The sequence below is a fragment of the Stutzerimonas sp. CXK-1 genome, from assembly GCF_057738225.1.
Map to the genome: position 1 here is coordinate 3688026 of NZ_CM173217.1, position 20181 is coordinate 3708206.

17 protein-coding genes are annotated in these 20181 nt (G+C 66.0%); 9 read left to right on the forward strand and 8 right to left on the reverse strand.

The window, feature by feature from the left end; translation table 11 throughout:
• The 4 genes from AC0KXH_RS17570 to AC0KXH_RS17585 form a co-directional block, all read right to left on the reverse strand.
• A complete protein-coding gene (locus AC0KXH_RS17570) occupies positions 1 to 3504 on the reverse strand; it encodes a response regulator (protein ID WP_488223789.1) in 3504 nt (1167 codons plus the stop codon).
• A gap of 242 nt (positions 3505 to 3746) precedes the next feature.
• Positions 3747 to 3905: a YqaE/Pmp3 family membrane protein gene (locus tag AC0KXH_RS17575; RefSeq protein ID WP_041108265.1), complete on the reverse strand. Its 159-nt coding sequence runs from the start codon at positions 3903 to 3905 to the stop codon at positions 3747 to 3749.
• A 335-nt stretch (positions 3906 to 4240) separates the two neighbouring features.
• A complete protein-coding gene (locus AC0KXH_RS17580; RefSeq protein ID WP_488223790.1) occupies positions 4241 to 4423 on the reverse strand; it encodes a hypothetical protein in 183 nt (60 codons plus the stop codon).
• Positions 4420 to 5253 (reverse strand): MBL fold metallo-hydrolase, encoded by an 834-nt coding sequence (locus tag AC0KXH_RS17585; RefSeq protein WP_488223791.1) that lies wholly within the window; start codon positions 5251 to 5253, stop codon positions 4420 to 4422. The genes AC0KXH_RS17580 and AC0KXH_RS17585 overlap by 4 nt, the downstream gene beginning before the upstream one ends.
• Positions 5254 to 5380: 127 nt before the next feature.
• Here AC0KXH_RS17585 and AC0KXH_RS17590 point away from each other — a divergent pair, with 127 nt between their 5' ends.
• Complete coding sequence (locus AC0KXH_RS17590; protein ID WP_043222313.1) at positions 5381 to 5890, forward strand: LEA/WHy family protein; 510 nt, start codon at positions 5381 to 5383, stop codon at positions 5888 to 5890.
• Positions 5891 to 5953: 63 nt separating this feature from the next.
• Positions 5954 to 6877, forward strand: a complete 924-nt coding sequence (locus AC0KXH_RS17595; protein WP_488223792.1) for an EamA family transporter — start codon at positions 5954 to 5956, stop codon at positions 6875 to 6877.
• On the opposite strand, the gene treF is transcribed toward AC0KXH_RS17595, so the two are convergent.
• Positions 6862 to 8478 carry an alpha,alpha-trehalase TreF gene (gene treF / locus AC0KXH_RS17600; RefSeq protein ID WP_041108275.1) on the reverse strand — a complete coding sequence of 539 codons (1617 nt, stop codon included), beginning with the start codon at positions 8476 to 8478 and terminating at the stop codon, positions 6862 to 6864. The genes AC0KXH_RS17595 and treF overlap by 16 nt on opposite strands.
• Positions 8475 to 9242: an SDR family NAD(P)-dependent oxidoreductase gene (locus AC0KXH_RS17605; RefSeq protein WP_041108277.1), complete on the reverse strand. Its 768-nt coding sequence runs from the start codon at positions 9240 to 9242 to the stop codon at positions 8475 to 8477. The genes treF and AC0KXH_RS17605 overlap by 4 nt, the downstream gene beginning before the upstream one ends.
• 194 nt (positions 9243 to 9436) lie before the next feature.
• On the opposite strand from AC0KXH_RS17605, the gene rarD reads away from it, so the two are divergent.
• Positions 9437 to 10345, forward strand: a complete 909-nt coding sequence (gene rarD / locus AC0KXH_RS17610) for an EamA family transporter RarD (RefSeq protein WP_041108279.1) — start codon at positions 9437 to 9439, stop codon at positions 10343 to 10345.
• Here the strand turns inward: rarD and AC0KXH_RS17615 are convergent.
• The gene (locus AC0KXH_RS17615) at positions 10323 to 10841 is read right to left on the reverse strand and encodes a glycine cleavage system transcriptional repressor (RefSeq protein ID WP_488223793.1); all 519 of its coding nucleotides are present in this window, start codon (positions 10839 to 10841) and stop codon (positions 10323 to 10325) included. The two genes, rarD and AC0KXH_RS17615, sit on opposite strands and share 23 nt — an antisense overlap.
• 179 nt (positions 10842 to 11020) lie before the next feature.
• Here AC0KXH_RS17615 and AC0KXH_RS17620 point away from each other — a divergent pair, with 179 nt between their 5' ends.
• The 6 genes from AC0KXH_RS17620 to AC0KXH_RS17645 all read left to right on the forward strand — a co-directional run bounded on the left by AC0KXH_RS17620 (position 11021) and on the right by AC0KXH_RS17645 (position 19449).
• Positions 11021 to 13201 (forward strand): malate synthase G, encoded by a 2181-nt coding sequence (locus AC0KXH_RS17620; protein ID WP_488223794.1) that lies wholly within the window; start codon positions 11021 to 11023, stop codon positions 13199 to 13201.
• Positions 13202 to 13404: 203 nt separating this feature from the next.
• Positions 13405 to 15027, forward strand: coding sequence for a methyl-accepting chemotaxis protein (locus AC0KXH_RS17625; protein WP_488223795.1), 1623 nt, complete (start codon positions 13405 to 13407; stop codon positions 15025 to 15027).
• 19 nt (positions 15028 to 15046) lie between these two features.
• Complete coding sequence (locus AC0KXH_RS17630) at positions 15047 to 16216, forward strand: hypothetical protein (protein WP_213151226.1); 1170 nt, start codon at positions 15047 to 15049, stop codon at positions 16214 to 16216.
• An 11-nt stretch (positions 16217 to 16227) separates the two neighbouring features.
• Positions 16228 to 16632: a phosphate ABC transporter substrate-binding protein gene (locus AC0KXH_RS17635; RefSeq protein WP_312572660.1), complete on the forward strand. Its 405-nt coding sequence runs from the start codon at positions 16228 to 16230 to the stop codon at positions 16630 to 16632.
• Positions 16633 to 16810: 178 nt separating this feature from the next.
• Positions 16811 to 18745: a putative nucleotidyltransferase substrate binding domain-containing protein gene (locus tag AC0KXH_RS17640; protein ID WP_061341337.1), complete on the forward strand. Its 1935-nt coding sequence runs from the start codon at positions 16811 to 16813 to the stop codon at positions 18743 to 18745.
• Positions 18742 to 19449, forward strand: a complete 708-nt coding sequence (locus AC0KXH_RS17645) for a 3'-5' exonuclease (RefSeq protein ID WP_061339227.1) — start codon at positions 18742 to 18744, stop codon at positions 19447 to 19449. Before AC0KXH_RS17640 ends, AC0KXH_RS17645 begins: the two co-directional genes overlap by 4 nt.
• A gap of 136 nt (positions 19450 to 19585) precedes the next feature.
• On the opposite strand, the gene AC0KXH_RS17650 is transcribed toward AC0KXH_RS17645, so the two are convergent.
• Positions 19586 to 20107, reverse strand: a complete 522-nt coding sequence (locus AC0KXH_RS17650) for a hypothetical protein (protein WP_212542678.1) — start codon at positions 20105 to 20107, stop codon at positions 19586 to 19588.
• Positions 20108 to 20181 lie beyond the last annotated feature (74 nt).

Below are 20181 nucleotides of genomic sequence, written 5' to 3' on the forward strand. Positions count from 1 at the left end.
TCAGAGCAGCTCCACCTTCGGCAGCCAGACGCGGATCAGCGAAAACAGCCGATCGAGGTCGATCGGTTTGGCCAGATAGTCGTTGGCACCCGCGCGCAGACAGCGGTCCTGATCGTCCTTCATCGCCTTGGCGGTCACCGCGATGATCGGCAGCTTGGCCAGCCGCGGGTCCTTGCGTATCTCCTCGGTAGCCGCGAAGCCGTCCATCTCCGGCATCATGATGTCCATCAACACCAGATCGATCGCGCTGTCCTGCTGCAGCTTGGCGATCGCCTCGCGGCCGTTACGGGCGATCTCCACCAGCGCGCCCTTGTGCTCCAGCGCGCTGGTGAGGGCGAAGATGTTGCGCACGTCGTCGTCGACGACCAGCAGCTTGCGTCCCTCGAAGGCCTTTTCGCGGCTGCGCGCGCTCTTGAGCATGCGCTGGCGTTCGGGCGGCATGTCCGACTCGACCTTGTGCAGGAACAGCGTGACTTCGTCGAGCAGGCGCTCGGGCGAACGGGCGCCCTTGATGATGATCGAGCGCGAGTACTTGAGCAGCGCCGCCTCCTCGTCGCGGGTCAGGTTACGCCCGGTATAGACGATCACCGGCGGGAACGAGCAGATTTCCTCGCGGGCCATGCGCTCGAGCAGCTCGCTGCCGTCCATGTCCGGCAGCTTGAGGTCGATGATCATGCAGTCGAACACCGTATCGCGCAGCCGCTCCAGCGCCTGGGCGCCGAATTCCACCGCGGTGATCTCGACGTCCACGTCCTCGATCAGCCGCGACACGCTATCGCGCTGGCGGGCGTCGTCCTCGACCAGCAGGATGCGTTTGACCTTCTGCGACAGCTTGGCCTCCAGGCGGCCGAACACATCCTTGAGCTCCTCGCGGGTGGTCGGCTTGAGCGCATAGCCGACCGCGCCCATCTGCATCGCCGCCTCCTTGCGGTCCTCGACCGAGACCACGTGAACCGGGATGTGGCGGGTCGCCGGATTTTCCTTGAGCCGCTCGAGCACGGTCAGCCCCGAATGGTCCGGCAGACGCATGTCCAGCAGGATGGCGTCGGGCCGGTAGCGCTCGGCCGCCTCGAAGCCGGCATCGGCATTCTGCGCGAGCAGGCAGCTGTAGCCGAGTTCGTGCGCCAGGTCGCGCAGGATGCCGGCGAACTGCGGCTCGTCTTCGATGATCAGTACCGCCCGGCCGTCGAACGGATAGGCGTCACGGTCGTCGGCGAGCGCCTCGCTGACCGGTGGCGGCAGGATGGCGGGTTCCGCCGCCGGCGCCGGGGGATTGATCGGCAGGCGCGCGGGCGCTGCGGGGGCCGGCAGCACGGGCGCCTGTTCCGGCTGCTCGCCGACCCGCGGCTGGTACTGCTCCGGCAGCAGCAGGATAAAGGTGCTGCCGGCACCGGGCTGGCTCTGCACCTCGATGGTGCCGCCGAGCAGCTGCGCCAGCTCGCGGGAGATCGACAAGCCCAGGCCGGTGCCGCCATAGCGCCGGTTGGTGGTGCCGTCGGCCTGGCGGAAGGCCTCGAAGATGGCTTCCTGTTGCTCGGGCGGGATGCCAATGCCGGTGTCACTGACGCTGAACGCCACTTGGCCGCCGGCCGCCGGGGCGATCCGCAGGGTGATCTGCCCCTGCTCGGTGAACTTGAAGGCGTTGGCCAGGAGGTTCTTGAGTATCTGTTCGAGCCGCTGCCGGTCGGTGTAGAGGCCGTCCGGCAGGCCTTCGGCCAGCGTGACCTCGAACGCCAGAGACTTCTCCAGCGCCTGCGCCAGGAACAGGCTGCGCAGGCCGTCGGCCAGGCGCGGCAGCAGGGTCAGTTCGGCATGCACGTCGAGCTTGCCGGCCTCGACCTTGGCGATGTCCAGGATGTCGTTGATCAGCGCCAGCAGGTCGTTGCCCGCCGAGTAGATCGAACGGGCGAACTGCACCTGATCGTCGCTGAGGTTGCCCTCGGGGTTGTCGGCCAGCAGCTTGGCAAGGATCAGCGAACTGTTCAGCGGCGTGCGCAGCTCGTGCGACATGTTGGCGAGAAACTCGGACTTGTAGCGGCTGGCCCGCTGCAGCTCTTCGGCCCGCTCCTCGAGCATCAGCTGCGCCTCGCGCAGGCGGTTGTTCTTCTCGTCCATCTCGTCGCGCTGGCGAGCCAGGATGTCGGCCTGCTCGGCCAGCTGCTCATTGGTCTGCTCGAGCTCGGCCTGCTGCTCCTCGAGGTGGGCCTGCGACTCGCGCAACGCGCTGGATTGCTCCTCGAGCTCCTCGTTCGCCGCCCGCAGCTCCTCCTGCTGGACCTGCAGCTCTTCATTGAGCTGCTGCGTCTCGGCCAGCACCTTCTGCAAGCGCTGGCGGTAGCGCGCCGCCTCGATGGCCGAGCCGATACTGCTGCCGATGCGCCGCAGCAGCTCGCAGTCCTGCTCACGCAGCGGGCGCAGGAAGCCGAGCTCGATCACCGCATTGAGCATGCCGCTGTCCTCGACCGGGGCGATCAGTACCGAGCGCGGCGCCGTGGCGCCCAGCGCCGAGTTCACCTTCAGATAGTCCGCCGGCAGTTGCTCGAGCGCGATCGGGCGCCGCTCCAGCGCGGCCTGACCGACCAGACCGACGCCCATCTCCAGCGTCCGGTTGCGCTCCAGCTGGTCGGCCTCGTAGGCGAATTCGGCGACCCGCTGCAGCTTGCCATCCTGGACGACGTAGAGCGCACCGACGGCCACCTCCAGGTAGCGCGAGAGAAAGGTGAGAATGCCCTGGCCCAGCGCCGGCAGGGTCAGCTCGCCGATGATCGCGTCGCTGAGCTGCGACTGGCCGGTGCGATACCAGGCTTGCTTCTCCAGGTCGGCGGCATGGGCCTTCTGTCTTTCCAGCGACTCGGAATAGGTCCGTGACAGCGTCAGCAGGTCGCGCCGCCCGGAATACACCAGCAGGCCGCTGAAGATCAGGCTGAACAGCAGGAAACCGCCGATCAGCGCGGTGGTGACGACCTCCGAGACATCGGTGCGGTCGGCACGGATCTGCCGCTCGCGGGCGATGAAATCATTGAGCAGGCGGCGCTGTTCTTCCTTCAATTCCAGGCCGCGCTTGCTCTGCACCGCCTCGACCACCGGCTGCCCCTGGCTGCGCCGGCCGATCACCTCTTCGGAAAAGGTCAGCCATTGCCCATGCAGCATCGCGATGCGCTCGACGCGCGCCAGCTGCTCGGGGTTGTCCTTCGAATAGTCGCGCATCAGGTTCAGCTGTTCCTCGAACAGCGGCAGTTCGCGCTGGTAGGGCTCGAGGAAAGGCGCCTGGCCGGCGATCAGGTAGCCGCGCATCGAGGCTTCGATGTCGTTGAGCATCTTCTGCGCCTCGTGGGCGTAGGCCACGCCTTGCACCGAACGCTCGACCCAATGACTGACGCTCAACAGGTAATAGACGATGGCGCAGAAGAAGAACGCGCTAAGAAAACCGAAACCCAGCGGAACGGTCACGTTGCGGTTGAGGATGCGCTTGAAGTTGCTCTGATCGACGAAGGAATCGCTCATCTGGTTTCCTTTCCGGCAGCCATTTCACCAGCCGATGCAGCCTGCATCGGCCGTCGTGCGTGGGCACGATCATGGCGCTCCGTTTCCGGCCTGTTCTTGAGTGTTGCGCGCGCGTTTGGTTCCGCGGCGAAAAGCGTTCGACTTTACACGGCCACCCGGCCGAGCACAAAAGCACCCTGCCGGGCAGCGGCAGGGTGCGGATGGTTATTCCCGAGCGGGCCGGCGGTTACCGGCCGCTGGCCTCAGCGGCGGGCGATGATCCAGACCGCGTGGATGATGCCCGGCAGGTAGCCGAGCAAAGTCAGCAGAATGTTCAGCCAGAACGCGCCGGCAAAGCCGACCTGCAGGAACACGCCAAGCGGCGGCAGCAGTATCGCGATAATGATGCGGATCAGGTCCATCAGGGTCTCCGTCAGTCGAATTCGGCTCGCCAGGAGCCTGCGCAACAATCGACCTGCCCGGGCGGCGGCGGGTTCCACCCACCAGCGGAGCGGGAGAGCGGCGAAACGGCGATCGCCACCGATGGGCAGCGATCGTCAGGCCGCAACGGCTGTGTGAGCCGTCTGTGCGTCATGGACGCGAGAGGAAGAGACGCCGAGCGACTGCAACATCGCAGCGAATCGGACGCCGATGCCGGCCGCCTCGTGAGCGCCGACACGCCAGGCAGGCCTGGCCCGCGCACTGTCCCAGACGGCCGCAGCTACGACCATTGGCGGAAAGTCGCACGTCGCCGGTGCTACTCCTTTCGGGCACCGGTCTCGTCGCGCTTGCGGCGAATGTTGATCCACGACAGCGCGGCGAGCGACGCGAACACTCCGGCGAGATCGTAGCGGCCCTGGGCCAGATAACCGAGCGCTGCCAGCGAGCAGGCCAGCAGCCCGGTCCAGCGCACCCAGCGCATCACCTGCGCCGCGTTCAAGAGGCCTTGGCCTGCATGCGTTGCAGCTCCAGCGCATCGTGGCTGCAGAACAGCTGCACCTCGTCGCGGTGCTCGAGCGACAGCATGCGTAAGCGATTCTGGTTGGCCAAACGTGCGGTGCGCTCGACCTCCATCAGGCGCTGGTACAAGCGCAGCCCGGGCGTGCAGCGCGGCTCGGCCTGGCCGACCTCCTCGCGATAGAAATAGGCGTCGCCGGCATGCAGCAGCCAGCCCGCGCCGGTATCCACAGCGACGCCGGCGTGGCCGTGGGTATGGCCGGTCAACGGGATCAGCGCCAGCTCGGGTGGCAGGCCGCGCAACTGGCGCACCGCCTGGAAGCCGAACCACAGATCACCGCCGGGCTCGTAGAACTGCCAGTGACGGACCTGATCCCATTGCGCCGGCCGATAGCGGCGATGGCCGAGAAAGCTGTGAGTGCCGCGGGCGGCATCGACCTCGCGCTGCAGTACGTGTACCTGCGCCTCGGGAAAATCCTCCAGGCCGCCGGCGTGGTCGAAATCCAGGTGGGTCAGGAGAATGTGGCGCACATCCTCGGCGGCGAAGCCCAGCTGCCTGACCTGCTCGATCGCGGTCAGCCGCTGATCCAGGCGAATGTTGTTCAGCACGCGGAACAGGCCGCTCAGACGCCGGCGCGGCTCGAGCACGTCGCAGCGGCCGAAGCCGGTGTCGACCAGCACCAGGCCGTGATGGTCGGTTTCGATCAGCAGGCAGTGACACACCAGGCTGGCGGTCAGCCCCTTGCTGAAACCGTCGAACAACGCGCCACCGAGGGGGCACATGCAACCGCAGTTCAGATGATGGATACGCATCGCGGACTCCTGCTCTTGGCACTGGCGATCGAATTGGCCTTCTAACTCAGAGAGAGTAGCGCGCCGGGGGTTCAGGCCAGCGGCCGCGCTCGTCTATCCTTGTCTCCCTTCGCCACGAGGAACCCGCATGCCGCCGATTCACACCGCCATCTGCCGGGCACCGCTGCGGCTGCTGGCCCTTCTGCTGCTCGCAATGTCGCTCACCTCCTGCGCGCTGTTCTCCGCGCGCGACCCGCTGGCGGTGCAGGTCGCCGGCATCGAGCCACTTCCGGGCGAAGGCCTGGAGGTACGCTTCCTGGTCAAGCTGCGCCTGCAGAACCCCAACACCACGCCGATCGACTACAACGGCGTGGCATTGTCGCTGGAGGTCAACGGCCGCAGCCTGGCCAGCGGGGTGAGCGACCAGCAGGGCACGGTGCCGCGTTTCGGCGAAGCGCTGCTGCAGGTGCCGGTGAGCATCTCGGCGTTTTCCGTGGCGCGCCAGGCACTCGGCCTGGCCGAGCATATCGGCATGGACGAAGTCCCCTACGTACTGCGCGGCAAGCTCGCCGGCGGCCTGTTCGGCACGCAGCGCTTCGTCGAGAAGGGCCGACTGGATCTCTCGCCAATCGCCGGCAATCCCTACGTACGTCCCTGACCGGCGTCCACTGACACGGGCCGGCTGACGTCGGCTTTTTTTCTGCCCAGCCACGAGAGACCCATGTCCCTGCCCGGCTCCCCCTCCGTCGTACCGCTACCGCGCCATCTGGCCGTCGGCCTGCTGCTGTGCCTGGGCTGCATCCTCGGCGCCAACCATGTCGCCGCCCGGCTGGCGTTCGACCATGGCGCCGGCGTGCTGCTGGCGGTGATGCTGCGCTCCGGCGGCACCCTGCTGGTGCTGGCGATCATCGTGCTGTCGCGCCGCGAACCGCTGCGTCTGCCGGGAGCCACCGCGCGCTGGCAGTTGCTGCTGGGCCTGCTCATCGCGCTGCAGAGCCTTTGCCTGTACTCGGCGGTAGCGCGCATCCCGGTCGCGGTGGCGCTGCTGGTGGCGAACGTCTTCCCCTTGCTGCTGGCGCTGCTGAGCTGGCTGCTCGGCGGGCCGCGGCCAACCGCGCGGACGCTCTCGTTGATGAGCCTGATCGTCTTCGGCCTGCTGCTGGTGCTCGACGTGCCCGGGCGGGTGCTCGGCGCGCAGCCCACCGAGGCCGGCTGGCTGCCGGGCGTGCTGCTGGCCTTCTGCGCCGCGCTGGCCTTCGCCAGCGCGCTCTGGGTCACCGACCGCAAGCTCTCGTCAGTGCGCGGCCCGGTGCGCAGCATGCTGACCATGCTGGTGGTGTTCATTGCCGCCAGCCTCGCCGGTGCCGTCGAACTGCTGCCCGGCGGCCTGACTCTGCCGCGCGAGCCGGCCGGCTGGTACGGCCTGGCGGCGCTGGTGGTGCTTTACGGCACCGGTTTCACCACCCTTTTCGTCAGCATGCCGCGGCTGGACATGCCAGCCAACGCGCCAGCCCTGAATGTCGAGCCGCTGGCCACGCTGCTGCTCGGCTGGCTGCTGCTGGGGCAGGCGCTGGAGCCGATCCAGCTCGTCGGCGGGTTGATCGTGGTGTGCGCCATCGTCCTGCTGACCTACCGCCGCGGCTGATCGTCGAGTTCGCAGCGCCCTGCGCGGCAGCGGTTGGCCCGGTGCAGCGGGTCTTCCTGCATGAGCTTGCGGGTCACGCCGTTGGTCCAGCCAAAGCCGTCCTGCAGGGGGTATTCGCCGCCGCCGGCATGTTCGGTACAGGGGCGCAGCACATATTTCTCCACCAGTTTGTTCTCGCGTTCGAACAGGTGGCTGACGATCGTCAGCCAGCGCTGCTCGATGTCCAGCGCCAGCGACTGGTGGCCGTAGCGCTGCAGCCCGCGGATGGCCATCCATTGCAGCGGCGCCCAGCCGTTGGGGCTGTCCCACTGCTCGCCGCTACCGAGCACCTCGGTAGTGCGCAGACCGCCCGGCGCCAGCAGGCGCTGCCGCACGATGTCAGCCACCCGCGCCGCCTGGTGCCCATTGGCCAGCTCGACGAACAGCGGCACCAGCGTGGCGGCGGTCAGGTTGTCGCGCGGCTGCCGACGCACCCAGTCATAGTCGAAATAGGCCCCGCGGGTGTCGCTCCAGAGGTAGCGATCCATCGCCTGGCGGCGCGTCTCGGCCTGTGTGGCGAACACCTCGGCGCAGGCATGCTGGCCGCGTACCGCGCTGAGGCGGGCGATCTGCCGTTCGAGCTTGTAGAGAAAGGCATTGAGGTCCACGGGCAGGATGCAGGTGGTGCGGATGCTGTCGAGCCGGTAAGGGTCGTCGAGCCAGCGCGAGGAGAAATCCCAGCCCGACTCGGCGCCGGCCCGCAGATCGCGGTAGACCTCGTAGTGCGGGCGAGCGGAGCGACCCGCGGTTTCCACGTCCTCGCGGTAGGACTCCTCGCGCGGCGTGTCGCGTTCGTCCCAGTAGCGGTTGAGCAGGCTGCCGTCGGCCAGCCGCACGCAGCGCCGGTGCGCCTGGCCGGGCTGCAGCCCCTCGCCGCCGTGCATCCAGAAAGCGTGCTCCTTGCGCAGCTGCGGCAGGTAGTTGCTGGCGCGGTGCACGCCGGTTTCCTCGAAGAGGTCGGTCATCAGCGCGAACACCGGTGGTTGCGAACGCCCCAGGTAATAGGTGCGGTTGCCGTTGGGCACATGGCCGTAGGTGTCGATCAGGTAGGCGAAGTTGTCCGCCATGGCGCGCAGCAGCTCGCAATGCCCGCTTTCGTCCAGGCCGAGCATGGTGAAGTACGAATCCCAGTAGTACAGCTCGGTGAAGCGACCGCCGGGCACCACATAGTCGTAGGGCAAGGGCAGCAGCGAGGAGTACGGCGGATGTTCGCGCGGATGGCGGGTCAGCACCGGCCAGAGGCGGTCGATGTGTTCGCTCAGGCTGTCGTCCGGGTTGGCGACAAAAGCCTTGTGCGGCAACTGGTAGAGGCTGAAGTTCTCGGCGACGAAGCGCGCCAGGTCGAAGCCCGGTGTGCCGGTACAGGCGCGATAGTCCTCGAGAATCTCCTCCGGGTGACGCCGCGGTGCGCAGTCGACGAAGGTCTTGCTGTCGGCGAAGACCCGCTGCATCTGCACGGCGACGAACAGCTCCTGGTAACGATCGGCCGGCGACAGCGTGTCGGCCGCCGAGACCGTCGAGAGATCATGGGCGAAGGGGTGAGAGGAATCGCTTTCGGTCATTGCTCGCTGTAATTCCAAAGCAGGCCGCCATCGATCACCAGTGTAGCCCCGGTGATGTAGTCGGCTTCGGGCGAGGCCAGAAAGGCTACCGCGCCGGCCACGTCTCGCGGCTGTCCGAGCCGCCGCGCAGGGATGTTGTCGAGCAGGCCGGCGAGTTTCTCCGGCTGCTGCATCAACGCGCTGTTGATCGGTGTTTCGATGGCGCCCGGAGCGATGTTGTTGACGGTAATGCCCAGCGGCGCCAGTTCGACCGCGAGGTTGCGCATGAGCATTTTCAGCCCGCCCTTGCTCGCGCAATAGCTGCTGAAGTTCGGGTGCGGCAGCTCTTCGTGAACCGAACTGTTGTTGATGATGCGCCCGCCATGGCCGACCTCGCGCACGTGCCGGGCGAACGCCTGGGACAGAAAGAACGGCCCGCGCAGGTTCACCCCGAGCACCTGGTCGAAGTCGCTTTCGCTGGCCTCGAGGAAGGGCGCATGCCTCTGGATGCCGGCATTGTTGACCAGGATGTCCAGCCGGCCCATCTGCGCCACCGCTTCGCGGATCAGCCAGCGGCACTGCTCGGCGTCAGCCACATCGGCAGCCAGCACGCAGGCGCGACGGCCCTCGGCACGCACCCGCTCGGCGCTTTCACGTGCATCCTCGTCATCGTCGCGGCCGTTGATCACCACGTCTGCACCGGCCTGCGCCAACCGTATCGCGATACCGCGGCCGATGCCCTGGGTGCTGCCGGTCACCAGCGCGACTCTGTTCTCGAGGGTCATGGTCTATCTCCAGGCCTGTCGGACGAGCGAATGATGAAGGTGAGACGAGCGCGACCAGCCCGGCGTTCCGTCGAACCCGCGCCGCAGGGTTTCGACAGCGTGTCGGGGGCCGCCGGTGTTTGCCGGCGGACGCTTCCTCCGCCTGCGACAAAGGCGCACAATGAACGGCTTTTCCGCTGCCCGAGAAGGCTCTCATGGCAACCGCCGATCTGCGCAAAGGCTACCTGCTGGGGCTCGTCACCTTCGGCATCTGGGGCATGTTCCCGCTGTACTTCAAGTCCATCGAGCGCTTCGCCGCACTGGAGATCGTCACCCAGCGGGCGATCTGGTCGGCGCTGTTCGGCACCCTGGTGCTGCTGCTCTGGCGCCACCCCGGCTGGCTGCGCGAGCTGCTCGAGCATCCACGGCGCATCGGCGTACTGGCGATCTCCAGCCTGCTGATCGCCACCAACTGGCTGATCTATGTCTGGGCGGTCAACCATGGCCACATGGTCGAGGCCAGCCTGGGCTACTACATCAATCCGCTGGTCAACGTGCTGCTCGGGCTGGTGATCCTGCGCGAGCGCCTGCGCCCGTTGCAGTGGGTGGCGGTCGGCCTGGCCGCCACCGGAGTCTGTCTGCAACTGCTGCGCCTGGGTGAGTTCCCCTGGGTTTCCATGGCACTGGCGCTGAGCTTCGGCACCTATGGTCTGCTGCGCAAGCAGGCGCCGGTGGCGGCGCTGCCGGGGCTGGTGGTCGAGACCTGGCTGCTATTGCCGGTGGCGCTCGGCTGGCTGCTGCTGTTCGGCAGCGGGCCGAGCACCGAGCCGGCCTTCTGGACCACGCCCGAAGCGCTCTGGCTGATGGCTGCCGGACCGGTGACTCTGGTGCCGCTGCTGTGCTTCAACGCCGCGGCGCGCCACCTGCCCTACTCGACGCTGGGCTTCCTGCAGTACATCACCCCGACCTTGCTGCTGATTCTCGCCGTGCAGCTGTTCGACGAGCCGTTCCCGGCCGAACGCCAGGTGGCGTTCTTCTTCATCTGGACCGGGCTCGCCGTCTACAGCATCGACACCTGGCGGCTGATGCGCCGGGCACCGGTCACTCGGCCGGCTGCAGGCTGAGCTCGACCATCAGGTCGTCGGCAAGGGTCTCCAGGCGCTGCTGCAGCTGCTCCAGCGCGAGCTCCGGCGGCACCGCCAGCCGGGCGTCGGCGTGGAACAGCAGTTCGCTGCTCATTGGCGCCGGCAGCACATCGGTGTCCAGGCTTTCCAGGTTGACGCCGTGTTCGGCCAGCAGGCGCGTGATGTCGCGCACGATGCCCGGGCGGTCGTTGCCGACCAGTTCCAGCTGGATCTGCTGCCAGCCGGGGGCCGGCTGCGTGCCGCTGGGCGCCAGCAGCACGCGAATGCCCTGCGCCTGCAGCGCCTGCAGCGCCGCACTGAGGTCGGCGTGCGCTTCCGGCGGCACGGCCACGCGCAGAATGCCGGCGAACTGCCCGGCCATGCGCGACATACGGCTCTCCAGCCAGTTGCCACCGTGAGCGGCGACGCACTGCGCCAGGCGCTCGACGAGTCCGGGCTGATCCTGGGCGATGACGGTAAGCACGAGATGGTCCATCGGGGGCTCCTTGGCTCGGGAAAAAAGGGCCTCATAGGTATAGCAGCCCAGCGCGCCTGGCCGGGCGTTGCGCTACCGACGGCGGACTGCTTTTCGCAGCGGCTTCATGTAGTATCCGCCGACCCGGACTACAAGAAATGTTTTGTCCGTTTGGATAAAAGAACCAAGAGAGGCGAGTAATGACTGAGCGCGTTCAAGTCGGTGGCCTGCAGGTCGCCAAAGTCCTGTACGACTTCGTGAACAACGAAGCGATTCCCGGTACCGGCATCGATGCCGCCGCCTTCTGGTCCGGCGCCGACCGCGTCATCCACGACCTGGCCCCGAAGAACCGCGCCCTGCTCGCCAAGCGTGACGAACTGCAGGCCAAGATCGACGCCTGGCACCAGGCCCGCGCCGGCCAGGCCCACGATGCCGCCGCCTACAAGGCCTTCCTCCAGGAGATCGGCTACCTGCTGCCCGAGGCCGAGGACTTCCAGGCCACCACCGAGAACGTCGACGAAGAGATCGCCCACATGGCCGGCCCGCAGCTGGTGGTGCCGATCATGAACGCGCGCTTCGCCCTGAACGCGGCCAACGCGCGCTGGGGCTCGCTGTACGATGCCCTGTACGGCACCGACGCCATCTCCGAGGAAGACGGCGCGACCAAGGGCCCGGGCTACAACGAGATCCGCGGCAACAAGGTCATCGCCTACGCCCGCGCCTTCCTCGATGAAGCCGCGCCGCTGGAAAGCGGCTCGCACGTCGACTCCACCGGCTACCGCATCGAAGCGGGCAAGCTGGTCGTTTCGCTGAAGGATGGCAGCACCACCGGCCTGAAGAACCCGGCGCAGCTGCAGGGCTTCCAGGGCGATAGCAACGCCCCGCAGGCCGTGCTGCTGAAGAACAACGGCATCCACTTCGAGATCCAGATCGACCCGGCAAGCCCGATCGGCCAGACCGACGCGGCCGGCGTGAAGGACGTCCTGATGGAAGCGGCGCTGACCACCATCATGGACTGCGAAGACTCCATTGCCGCCGTCGATGCCGACGACAAGACCGTCGTCTACCGCAACTGGCTCGGCCTGATGAAAGGCGACCTGGTCGAGGAGCTGGAAAAGGGCGGCAAGCGCATCACCCGCGCGATGAACCCGGACCGCGTCTACACCAAGGCCGACGGCCAGGGCGAGCTGACCCTGCATGGCCGCTCGCTGCTGTTCATCCGTAACGTCGGCCACCTGATGACCAACGACGCCATCCTCGACAAGGACGGCAACGAAGTGCCCGAAGGCATCATGGACGGCCTGTTCACCAGCCTGATCGCGGTGCACAACCTCAAAGGCAACACCACCCGCAAGAACACCCGCACCGGCTCGATGTACATCGTCAAGCCGAAGATGCACGGTCCGGAAGAAGTGGCCTTCGCCAGCGAACTGTTCGGCCGCGTCGAGGACGTCCTCGGCCTGGCGCGCAACACGCTGAAGATGGGCATCATGGACGAGGAGCGTCGCACCACGATCAACCTCAAGGCGTGCATCAAGGAAGCGCGCGAGCGCGTGGTGTTCATCAATACCGGTTTCCTCGACCGCACCGGCGACGAAATCCACACCTCCATGGAAGCCGGCCCGATGGTGCGCAAGGCTGCGATGAAGGGCGAGAAGTGGATCAGCGCCTACGAGAACAACAACGTCGACGTCGGCCTGGCCTGTGGCCTCAAGGGCCGCGCGCAGATCGGCAAGGGCATGTGGGCCATGCCTGACCTGATGGCCGCGATGCTCGAGCAGAAGGTCGGCCACCCGCTGGCCGGTGCCAACACCGCCTGGGTCCCGTCGCCGACCGCCGCGACCCTGCACGCCATGCACTACCACAAGGTCGACGTGCAGGCGCGTCAGGCCGAACTGGCCAAGCGCGAGAAGGCGTCCATCGACGACATCCTCACCATTCCGCTGGCAAAAGACACCAACTGGAGCGAGGAAGAAAAGCGCAACGAGCTGGACAACAACTCGCAGGGCATCCTCGGCTACATGGTCCGCTGGGTCGAACAGGGCGTCGGCTGCTCCAAGGTCCCGGACATCAACGACATCGCGCTGATGGAAGACCGCGCCACCCTGCGCATCTCCAGCCAGCACGTGGCCAACTGGATGCGCCATGGCGTGGTGACCAAGGATCAGGTGATCGAAAGCCTCAAGCGCATGGCGCCGGTGGTCGATCGTCAGAACCAGGGCGACCCGCTGTACCGCCCGATGGCGCCGGACTTCGACAACAGCGTGGCCTTCCAGGCCGCCCTGGAGCTGGTCCTCGAAGGCACCAAGCAGCCCAACGGCTACACCGAGCCGGTCCTGCACCGCCGCCGTCGCGAGTTCAAGGCCAAGAACGGTCTGTAACCCGCCAAGCCGCTGCAGAAAAAACCGCCCTTCGGGGCGGTTTTTTTATGCCCGTAATCCGCCCAGCGGTCCTCAAGTTCACCCTGTTACAACCGATAACGTGACCCGAATAGCGTTTTCGGTCACACTTGCGCCGCCAAAGTAGCATTTGGCCATCAACGTGCTCTTCCTGGTACCCGTAGCCCTGCACTGGAGTTAGCTGCATGCTGAAGAACCTCTCGCTGACCGCCAAGCTTTCCCTGGTCCCGGCCGTCGCCCTGCTCGGGCTCGTGCTGTATGTGGTCTACACCTCGCTGCAGCTCTCGGCGACCGACTCGCGCCTGGTCCTGCTGGAGACCCGCAGCTACCCGACCCTGGAAAAGGCCGACGCGGTGATCTTCCAGTTCTCCCGCGTGCCGGCGTTGCTGAACAATGCCGTGGCGGCGGGCGAGCCCGGCGTGCTCGACGAAGCGCGCGACGTGCTGCAGCAGATCGACAGCCAGCAGCAGGCCTTGGCGTCGCTGGTGAGCGAGCAGCGCCAGCAGCATCAGGCCCTGAGCGACTGGCGCAAGGCCGTGCGCGACTATGCCGACAATGCCCTCGCCGCCTCTTCCAAGCTGATCGACAGCAGCGCCTCGTTCGACGACCTGCGTCCGAGCCTCGATCGCATGGCCAGCGATCTGGCGCAGGCGCAGAAGCTGGGCAGCGATTTCCGCGCGCAGGCCTACGCCGATTTTCAGCAGACCCTGGTGCAAACCCGCGCAGCCAACGCCAACACCACGCGACTGGGCATCATCCTCAGCCTGGGATTGGTGTTTCTGGTCAGCCTCGGCGCCTGGCTGGTCATCCGCAGCGTGATGGTCAACATCCGCGGGGTGATCGCCTCGCTGCAATCGATCGCCCGCGGCGACGGCGATCTGACCCAGCGCGTCAATGTCGAGTCCAACGACGAGATCGGCGCCATGATCGAGCTGTTCAACAGCTTCCTCGACAAGCTGCAGCGCACCATCAGTCAGATCATCGAGGCCGCCGACCCGCTGGGCCAGGTCTCCAAGGACCTCTACCAGCTCACCCAGGGCTCGGAGGAAAACGCCAAGTCGCAGCAGCATCACACCGACTCGATCAGCCGCGACATCCTGACCATGACTGGCAGCATCCAGGAGGTCGCGCAACGTTCACGGCAGGCGTCCGACGAGGCCAATTCTGCGGCGCTTCAGGCGGCGACCGCACGCGAGCACATCGGCAGTCTTTCGACCGGCATCAACGACCTGGGCGACAGCGTGATGGACGCGGTCAAGGCCATGGAACAGTTGGAGGAAGAAACCCAGGAGGTCGGCTCGGTACTGACGGTGATCCGCAGCATTGCCGAACAGACCAACCTGCTGGCCCTGAACGCCGCCATCGAGGCCGCCCGCGCCGGCGAGCAGGGTCGCGGCTTCGCCGTGGTCGCCGACGAAGTGCGCAATCTGGCACAGAAGACTGCTGCCTCCACCGCCGAGATCCAGCAGATCATCCAGCGCCTGCAGAACAGCGCCAACACCGTGCTCAACGTGATGACCAGCAACGGCGAGAAATCCCGCGCCAGCATCGAGCGTTCCATCGAGGCCACCCAGCTGCTGGAAGCCATCGCTGGCACGGTCAACCAGATCGACGAACTCAACGCCGGCATCGCCCAGTTCACACACGAGCAGATCGGCCTGTCGAGTTCCATCAGACAAGAAACCCAAGTGTTGCAGCAGGACGCACAAGCAACCGCAAACGGCGCCGAAGCCACCGCCCGCCTTGGCGAACAACTGGTGAGAACCGGAGACCACCTGCGCGCGGCTACGAGCCAATTCCGTGTTTAACGATTTTTTGGAGCATCCAATGACTGCACTTCGTGTCGCCGGCCTGGCAGCTGTCTGCCTGGCCGCCACCCCTGCCTTTGCCCTGGAACAGGGTGAACATCGCTTCAACGGTTTCGGTACCGTCGGTTTCACCCATCTCGGCGGCGAAGATGACGGTCGCAGCTATGGCGTCCAAGGCCAGACCAACGATTCCTGGCGCGGTGATCAGCTGTCCAAGTTCGGTGCGCAGCTGAGCTACGGCATCACCGATACCCTCGGCGTGACCGTGCAGGCCACGGCCAAGGCGCAGCAGGACGAGTGGAAGGCCAACCTGGAATGGGCCTACCTGTCGCTGCAGGCCAACGACCGCCTGATGCTCCGCGCCGGCCGCCTGCGCAGCCCGGTCTACATGTATTCCGAAAGCCTCGACGTCGGCTACAGCTACCCTTGGCTGCGCCTACCCGACGAGGTCTACAGCCAGGTTCAGGTGACCAACTACGAAGGCGTCGATGCGGTCTACACCATGCCGCTGTCGTACGGTTCGGTCACCTTCCAGCTCGCCGGCGGCCAGGCGAAAAACCGTGACTACTACGCCTACGACGAGCAGTTCGATATCGACTACGGCAAGCTGTTCGGCGCCAGCGTCAGCCTGGCCAGCAACGACTTCGGCACGCTGCGCATCGGCTATGTCGAGGCGGATATCAAGACCGACATCACCGGAACCGTTGACGCGACCGCCCTTGGCTTTGGCGCCAGCGAACCGCTGTCGCTGCTGAATCTGGACAAAGAGAAAGGCAAGTTCACCTCGATCGGCTACCAGTACGACAACGGCACCTGGATCAGCAGCAACGAGTGGACCTCGCGCATGATCGAGAACGATGACATGGAGTCCGTCGACTCGTTCTACCTGATGGGCGGCCGTCGTTTCGGTGACTTCCTGCCCCACGTCACCTACGCACAGCTGGATGACAACGGCGGTCGCCAGAGCTCCTGGACCCTGGGTCTCAACTACCAGGCCGCGCCGACCGTAGTGATCAAGGGAGAATACAAGCGCGTCGACACCAAGAATGGCTACGACGGCGTATTCACCCGCAATGCTCAGGAAGTGTTCGACAACGCCGCTTACGACCTGAGCGGTGGTGCGGTTGGCGCCCCGGCCCGCAACTACGACGGCGACATCATCTCCGTCGGCGTCGATTTCGTATTCTGAGGAGCGTCCCGATGAAAGCAGCCATTCGCATCCTCGGCGCTGCCGCGCTGTTCGGCCTGGCTTCCCTGGCTCAGGCCGAGGTCGCCGTGATCGTCAATCCCGGCGCAGCCAAGGCACCGTCGCAGTCCGACGTCGCCAACATCTTCCTGGGCAAGGACAAGTCCATGAAGGGCGTCGACCAGGCGGGCTGGAACCCGGCCAAGGAAGCCTTCTACGCTGGCGTGACCAGCAAGAACGAGTCGCAGCTCAAGTCCTACTGGTCGGGTCTGATCTTCACCGGCAAGGGCCAGCCCCTGCCCAGCGTCGCCGACGATGCCGCCGTGGTGGCCAAGGTCGGCGCCGAAGCCGATGCCATCGGCTATGTCGACAGCGCCGCGGTCAACGGCTCGGTCAAGGTGCTGTTCACCCTGCCGTGAGTCGCGCCGCGTTACGAAACCGCCCTTCGGGGCGGTTTTTTATGCCTGTGGCCTCGCAACAGCCCGATACATCAGGCTGACCCTGATCAGCTTCCGCAGCGCCCGGCCTGACTAGACTTACGTCCAATGTGCCCGGGCCGGGCCGCAGCCGAACATGGACAAAAAGTGGAAGCAAACCATGAGTAAAGCCGATGCCTTCGCCGAGGCCGGAAAGACCGCGGTCCTGCAGAACGTCCACGGGACGATGGAGTTCCTGCGCAAGTACCCTCCGTTCAACCAGATGGAGGCACCGCATCTCGCCTACCTCGTGGAGAACTGCGAACTGCGCTTTTACGCCGAAGGCGACTGCATCATCGCCCCCGATGATGGCGTGGTCGAACACTTCTACATCGTCAAGCAGGGCCGCGTGCATGGGCAGCGGCCGCACACAGCCAAGCGTGGCACCGAAACGACCTTCGAGGTCACCGTCGGCGAATGCTTCCCCATGGCTGCGCTGATGGGCGAGCGCGCCACCCGCACCGCCCACCTGGCCGCCGAAGACACCTTTTGCCTGCTGCTGAGCAAGCCGGCCTTCGTCAAGCTGGTATCGACCTCCGACGTGTTCCGTGACTTCGCCATGCGCGGGGTGAGCAGCCTGCTCGACCTGGTCAACCAGCAGGCGCAGATGCGCGCCGTCGAGAGCCTGGGCGAGCAGTACTCGCTGGAGACCGCGATCGGCGAGCTGGCCCGTCATCATCCGGTATCCTGCGCGCCGGCCTTGCCTTTGCGCGAAGCGGTCGGGCTGATGCATGCGGAGAATGTCGGCAGCATCGTCATCGTCGATGACGAGCAACATCCGCTGGGCATTTTCACCTTGCGCGATCTGCGCCGGGTGATCGGCTCGCAGCAAGGCGATCTGGACCAGCCGATCTCGGCGTTCATGACCCAGGAGCCGTTCCACCTGCCGCCGGACGCTACCGCCTTCGATGCGGCGATCGCCATGACCGAGCGGCATATCGCGCACGTCTGCGTGGTGAAGAACGGCCTGCTCTGCGGCGTGATCTCCGAGCGCGACCTGTTCTCGCTGCAGCGCGTCGACCTGGTGCACCTGGCGCAGACCATCCGCCATGCCGATCGGGTCGAGTCGCTGGTGCTCATCCGCAGCCGCATCAAGCAACTGGTCGACAACATGCTGGCGCACGGCGCCTCGTCCACGCAGATCACTCATATCATCACCCTGCTCAACGACCATACCGTCAGCCGGGTGATCGAGCTGGCCATCGAACAGCTGGGCGATCCGGGCATCGAGTTCACCTGGCTGTGCTTCGGCAGCGAGGGGCGGCGCGAACAGACGCTGCATACCGACCAGGACAACGGCATGCTCTTCGAAGCCAGCGACGCCGCCGAAGCGGCGCTGATCCGCGGCAGGCTGCTGCCGCTGGCCGAGCGCATCAACCGCGACCTGGATACCTGCGGCTTCACCCTGTGCAAGGGCAACATCATGGCCAGCAACCCGGAGCTGTGCCTGTCACGCCAGGAATGGGGGCGCCGGTTCAGCTCGTTCATCCGCGAGGCGACCCCGGAGAACCTGCTCAGCAGCACCATCTTCTTCGACCTGCGCGCCGTCTGGGGGCCGGAGGACGGCTGCGAGCAGCTGCGCCGCGACCTGCTCGAGGAGATCGCCGACAACCGCCTGTTCCAACGCATGATGGCCGAGAATGCCTTGCGCCACCGCCCCCCGGTGGGCCGCTTCCGTGACTTCGTCGTCACCCGCAAGGGCGACGGCAAGGCCACGCTCGACCTCAAGGTGCAGGGGCTAACGCCGTTCGTCGATGGCGCCCGGCTACTGGCGCTGGCCAACGGGATCGATGCGTGCAACACCCTCGACCGTCTGCACCAGCTCGCCGAGAAGGGCATCATCGAGGAGAAGGACGGCGCGGCCTACGAAGAGGCCTACCACTTCATCCAGCAGACCCGCATGCAGCATCATCAGCAGCAGGCGCGCGATGGCGCGAGCTATTCCAACCGGCTCGATCCCGACACGCTCAATGCCCTTGATCGGCGGATCCTGCGCGAATCCTTCCGCCAGGCGCAGCGCTTGCAGGCCAGCCTGGCGCTGCGTTACCTGTTATGAAAATGACCTGGTTCCAGCCTCGCGGTCCGAAACTCACGCTCGATCAGCAGGAACGGCTGGCGGCCCTGAAGCAGCCGGCGCCCATCGGCCCGGTGGCCCTGACAAAGCAGCGGATGGTCGTGCTCGACCTGGAAACCACCGGGCTGCACCTCAAGCGTGATCTGGTCATTTCCATCGGTGCGGTCGTCATCGAGAACGGTGCCATCGATTTCTCGCAGCAGTTCGAATGCACGCTCAACCGCCAGGTCAAGGTCACCGAGAGCGTGCTGATCCATGGCATTGCGCCCAGCGAGCTGGCCAGGGGGCTGCCACCCGCCGAGGCGCTGCTCAGCTTCATGGAGTTCGCCGGCGACAGCGTGATCCTCGCCTTCCATGCGCCCTTCGACCAGCGCATGCTCGCCCGCGCGCTGAAAAAGGACCTCGGTTTCACCCTCAAGAATGCCTTTCTCGATGTGGCCGACCTGGCCCCGATGCTGTTCTCCCACGCCATGATTCACCGCGGCGGGCTGGACCATTGGCTGGATTACTTCCACATCGACATTCCGCAGCGCCACCACGCCGCCGCCGACGCCATGGCCACGGCGCAGATCGCGCTGATCCTGATGAATCGCGCACGGCGCCTGGGGCTCGAGTCGATGGATGACCTGGCGCATCGCCTCCGGTGCTGGCAGCGTTCGCGCAAGGCGGCGCTGCACTCGTTCTGAGCGCGCTGGGCCATCGATGTCGCGGTGATGCCGGCAAGCAGCGCAGGCGTTTGATACTGGCTGGCTGCAGCCGCTTCGAGTCGGGCCAAGACGGCCGACTCGCGCGTCGCTTCAGGGAGGGGGAGCAGGCCTGTCGCTAGGGCCGGTCGCCCGCGCAGATCGCCTGGTAGAGCGGATCATCGACCTGCAGTTCGGTCAGGCTCTCCATCTTCGCCTGGCCTTCGTTGTTAAGCCGGAACATGGCCTTCTCGGCGCAGATCAGCTGGTACTTGTCGCTTGTCACCGTGGCGATCAGGCTCCGTTTTTCGAAGCGATACAGGACGAAGCGGCCCATGCGACCCTGCGGGGTGTCCTGTACCTGGGCGTTGGCGCCATCGAGCACCGTGTAGCCCAGCGGCATGGGGAACAGTAGCGTCCAGGGGCGCCACAACATGCTGCCCTTTTCCTCGGCGACCACGACCGAGCCGGCCGGCAGGCGCGCCTGGGTGGCTCCGAACCAGGTGTACTCGTAATAGATCGTGTACGTGAACATACCCAGCCCGGCGAACGCCGGAATGATCCACTTCGGCAGACGCTTGCGAGTCAGCGTACGCAACAGGAGCGCAATCCCCGCACCCGAGAAGGCAGCGACGACCGCAGCAATGAGATGCCAGAACATACGCAACTTCCTTTCAAAAAAATCGGGCTTCCAATAGGAAGCCCGACTTGTCTTTCAACCGGGGGTCAGATGCA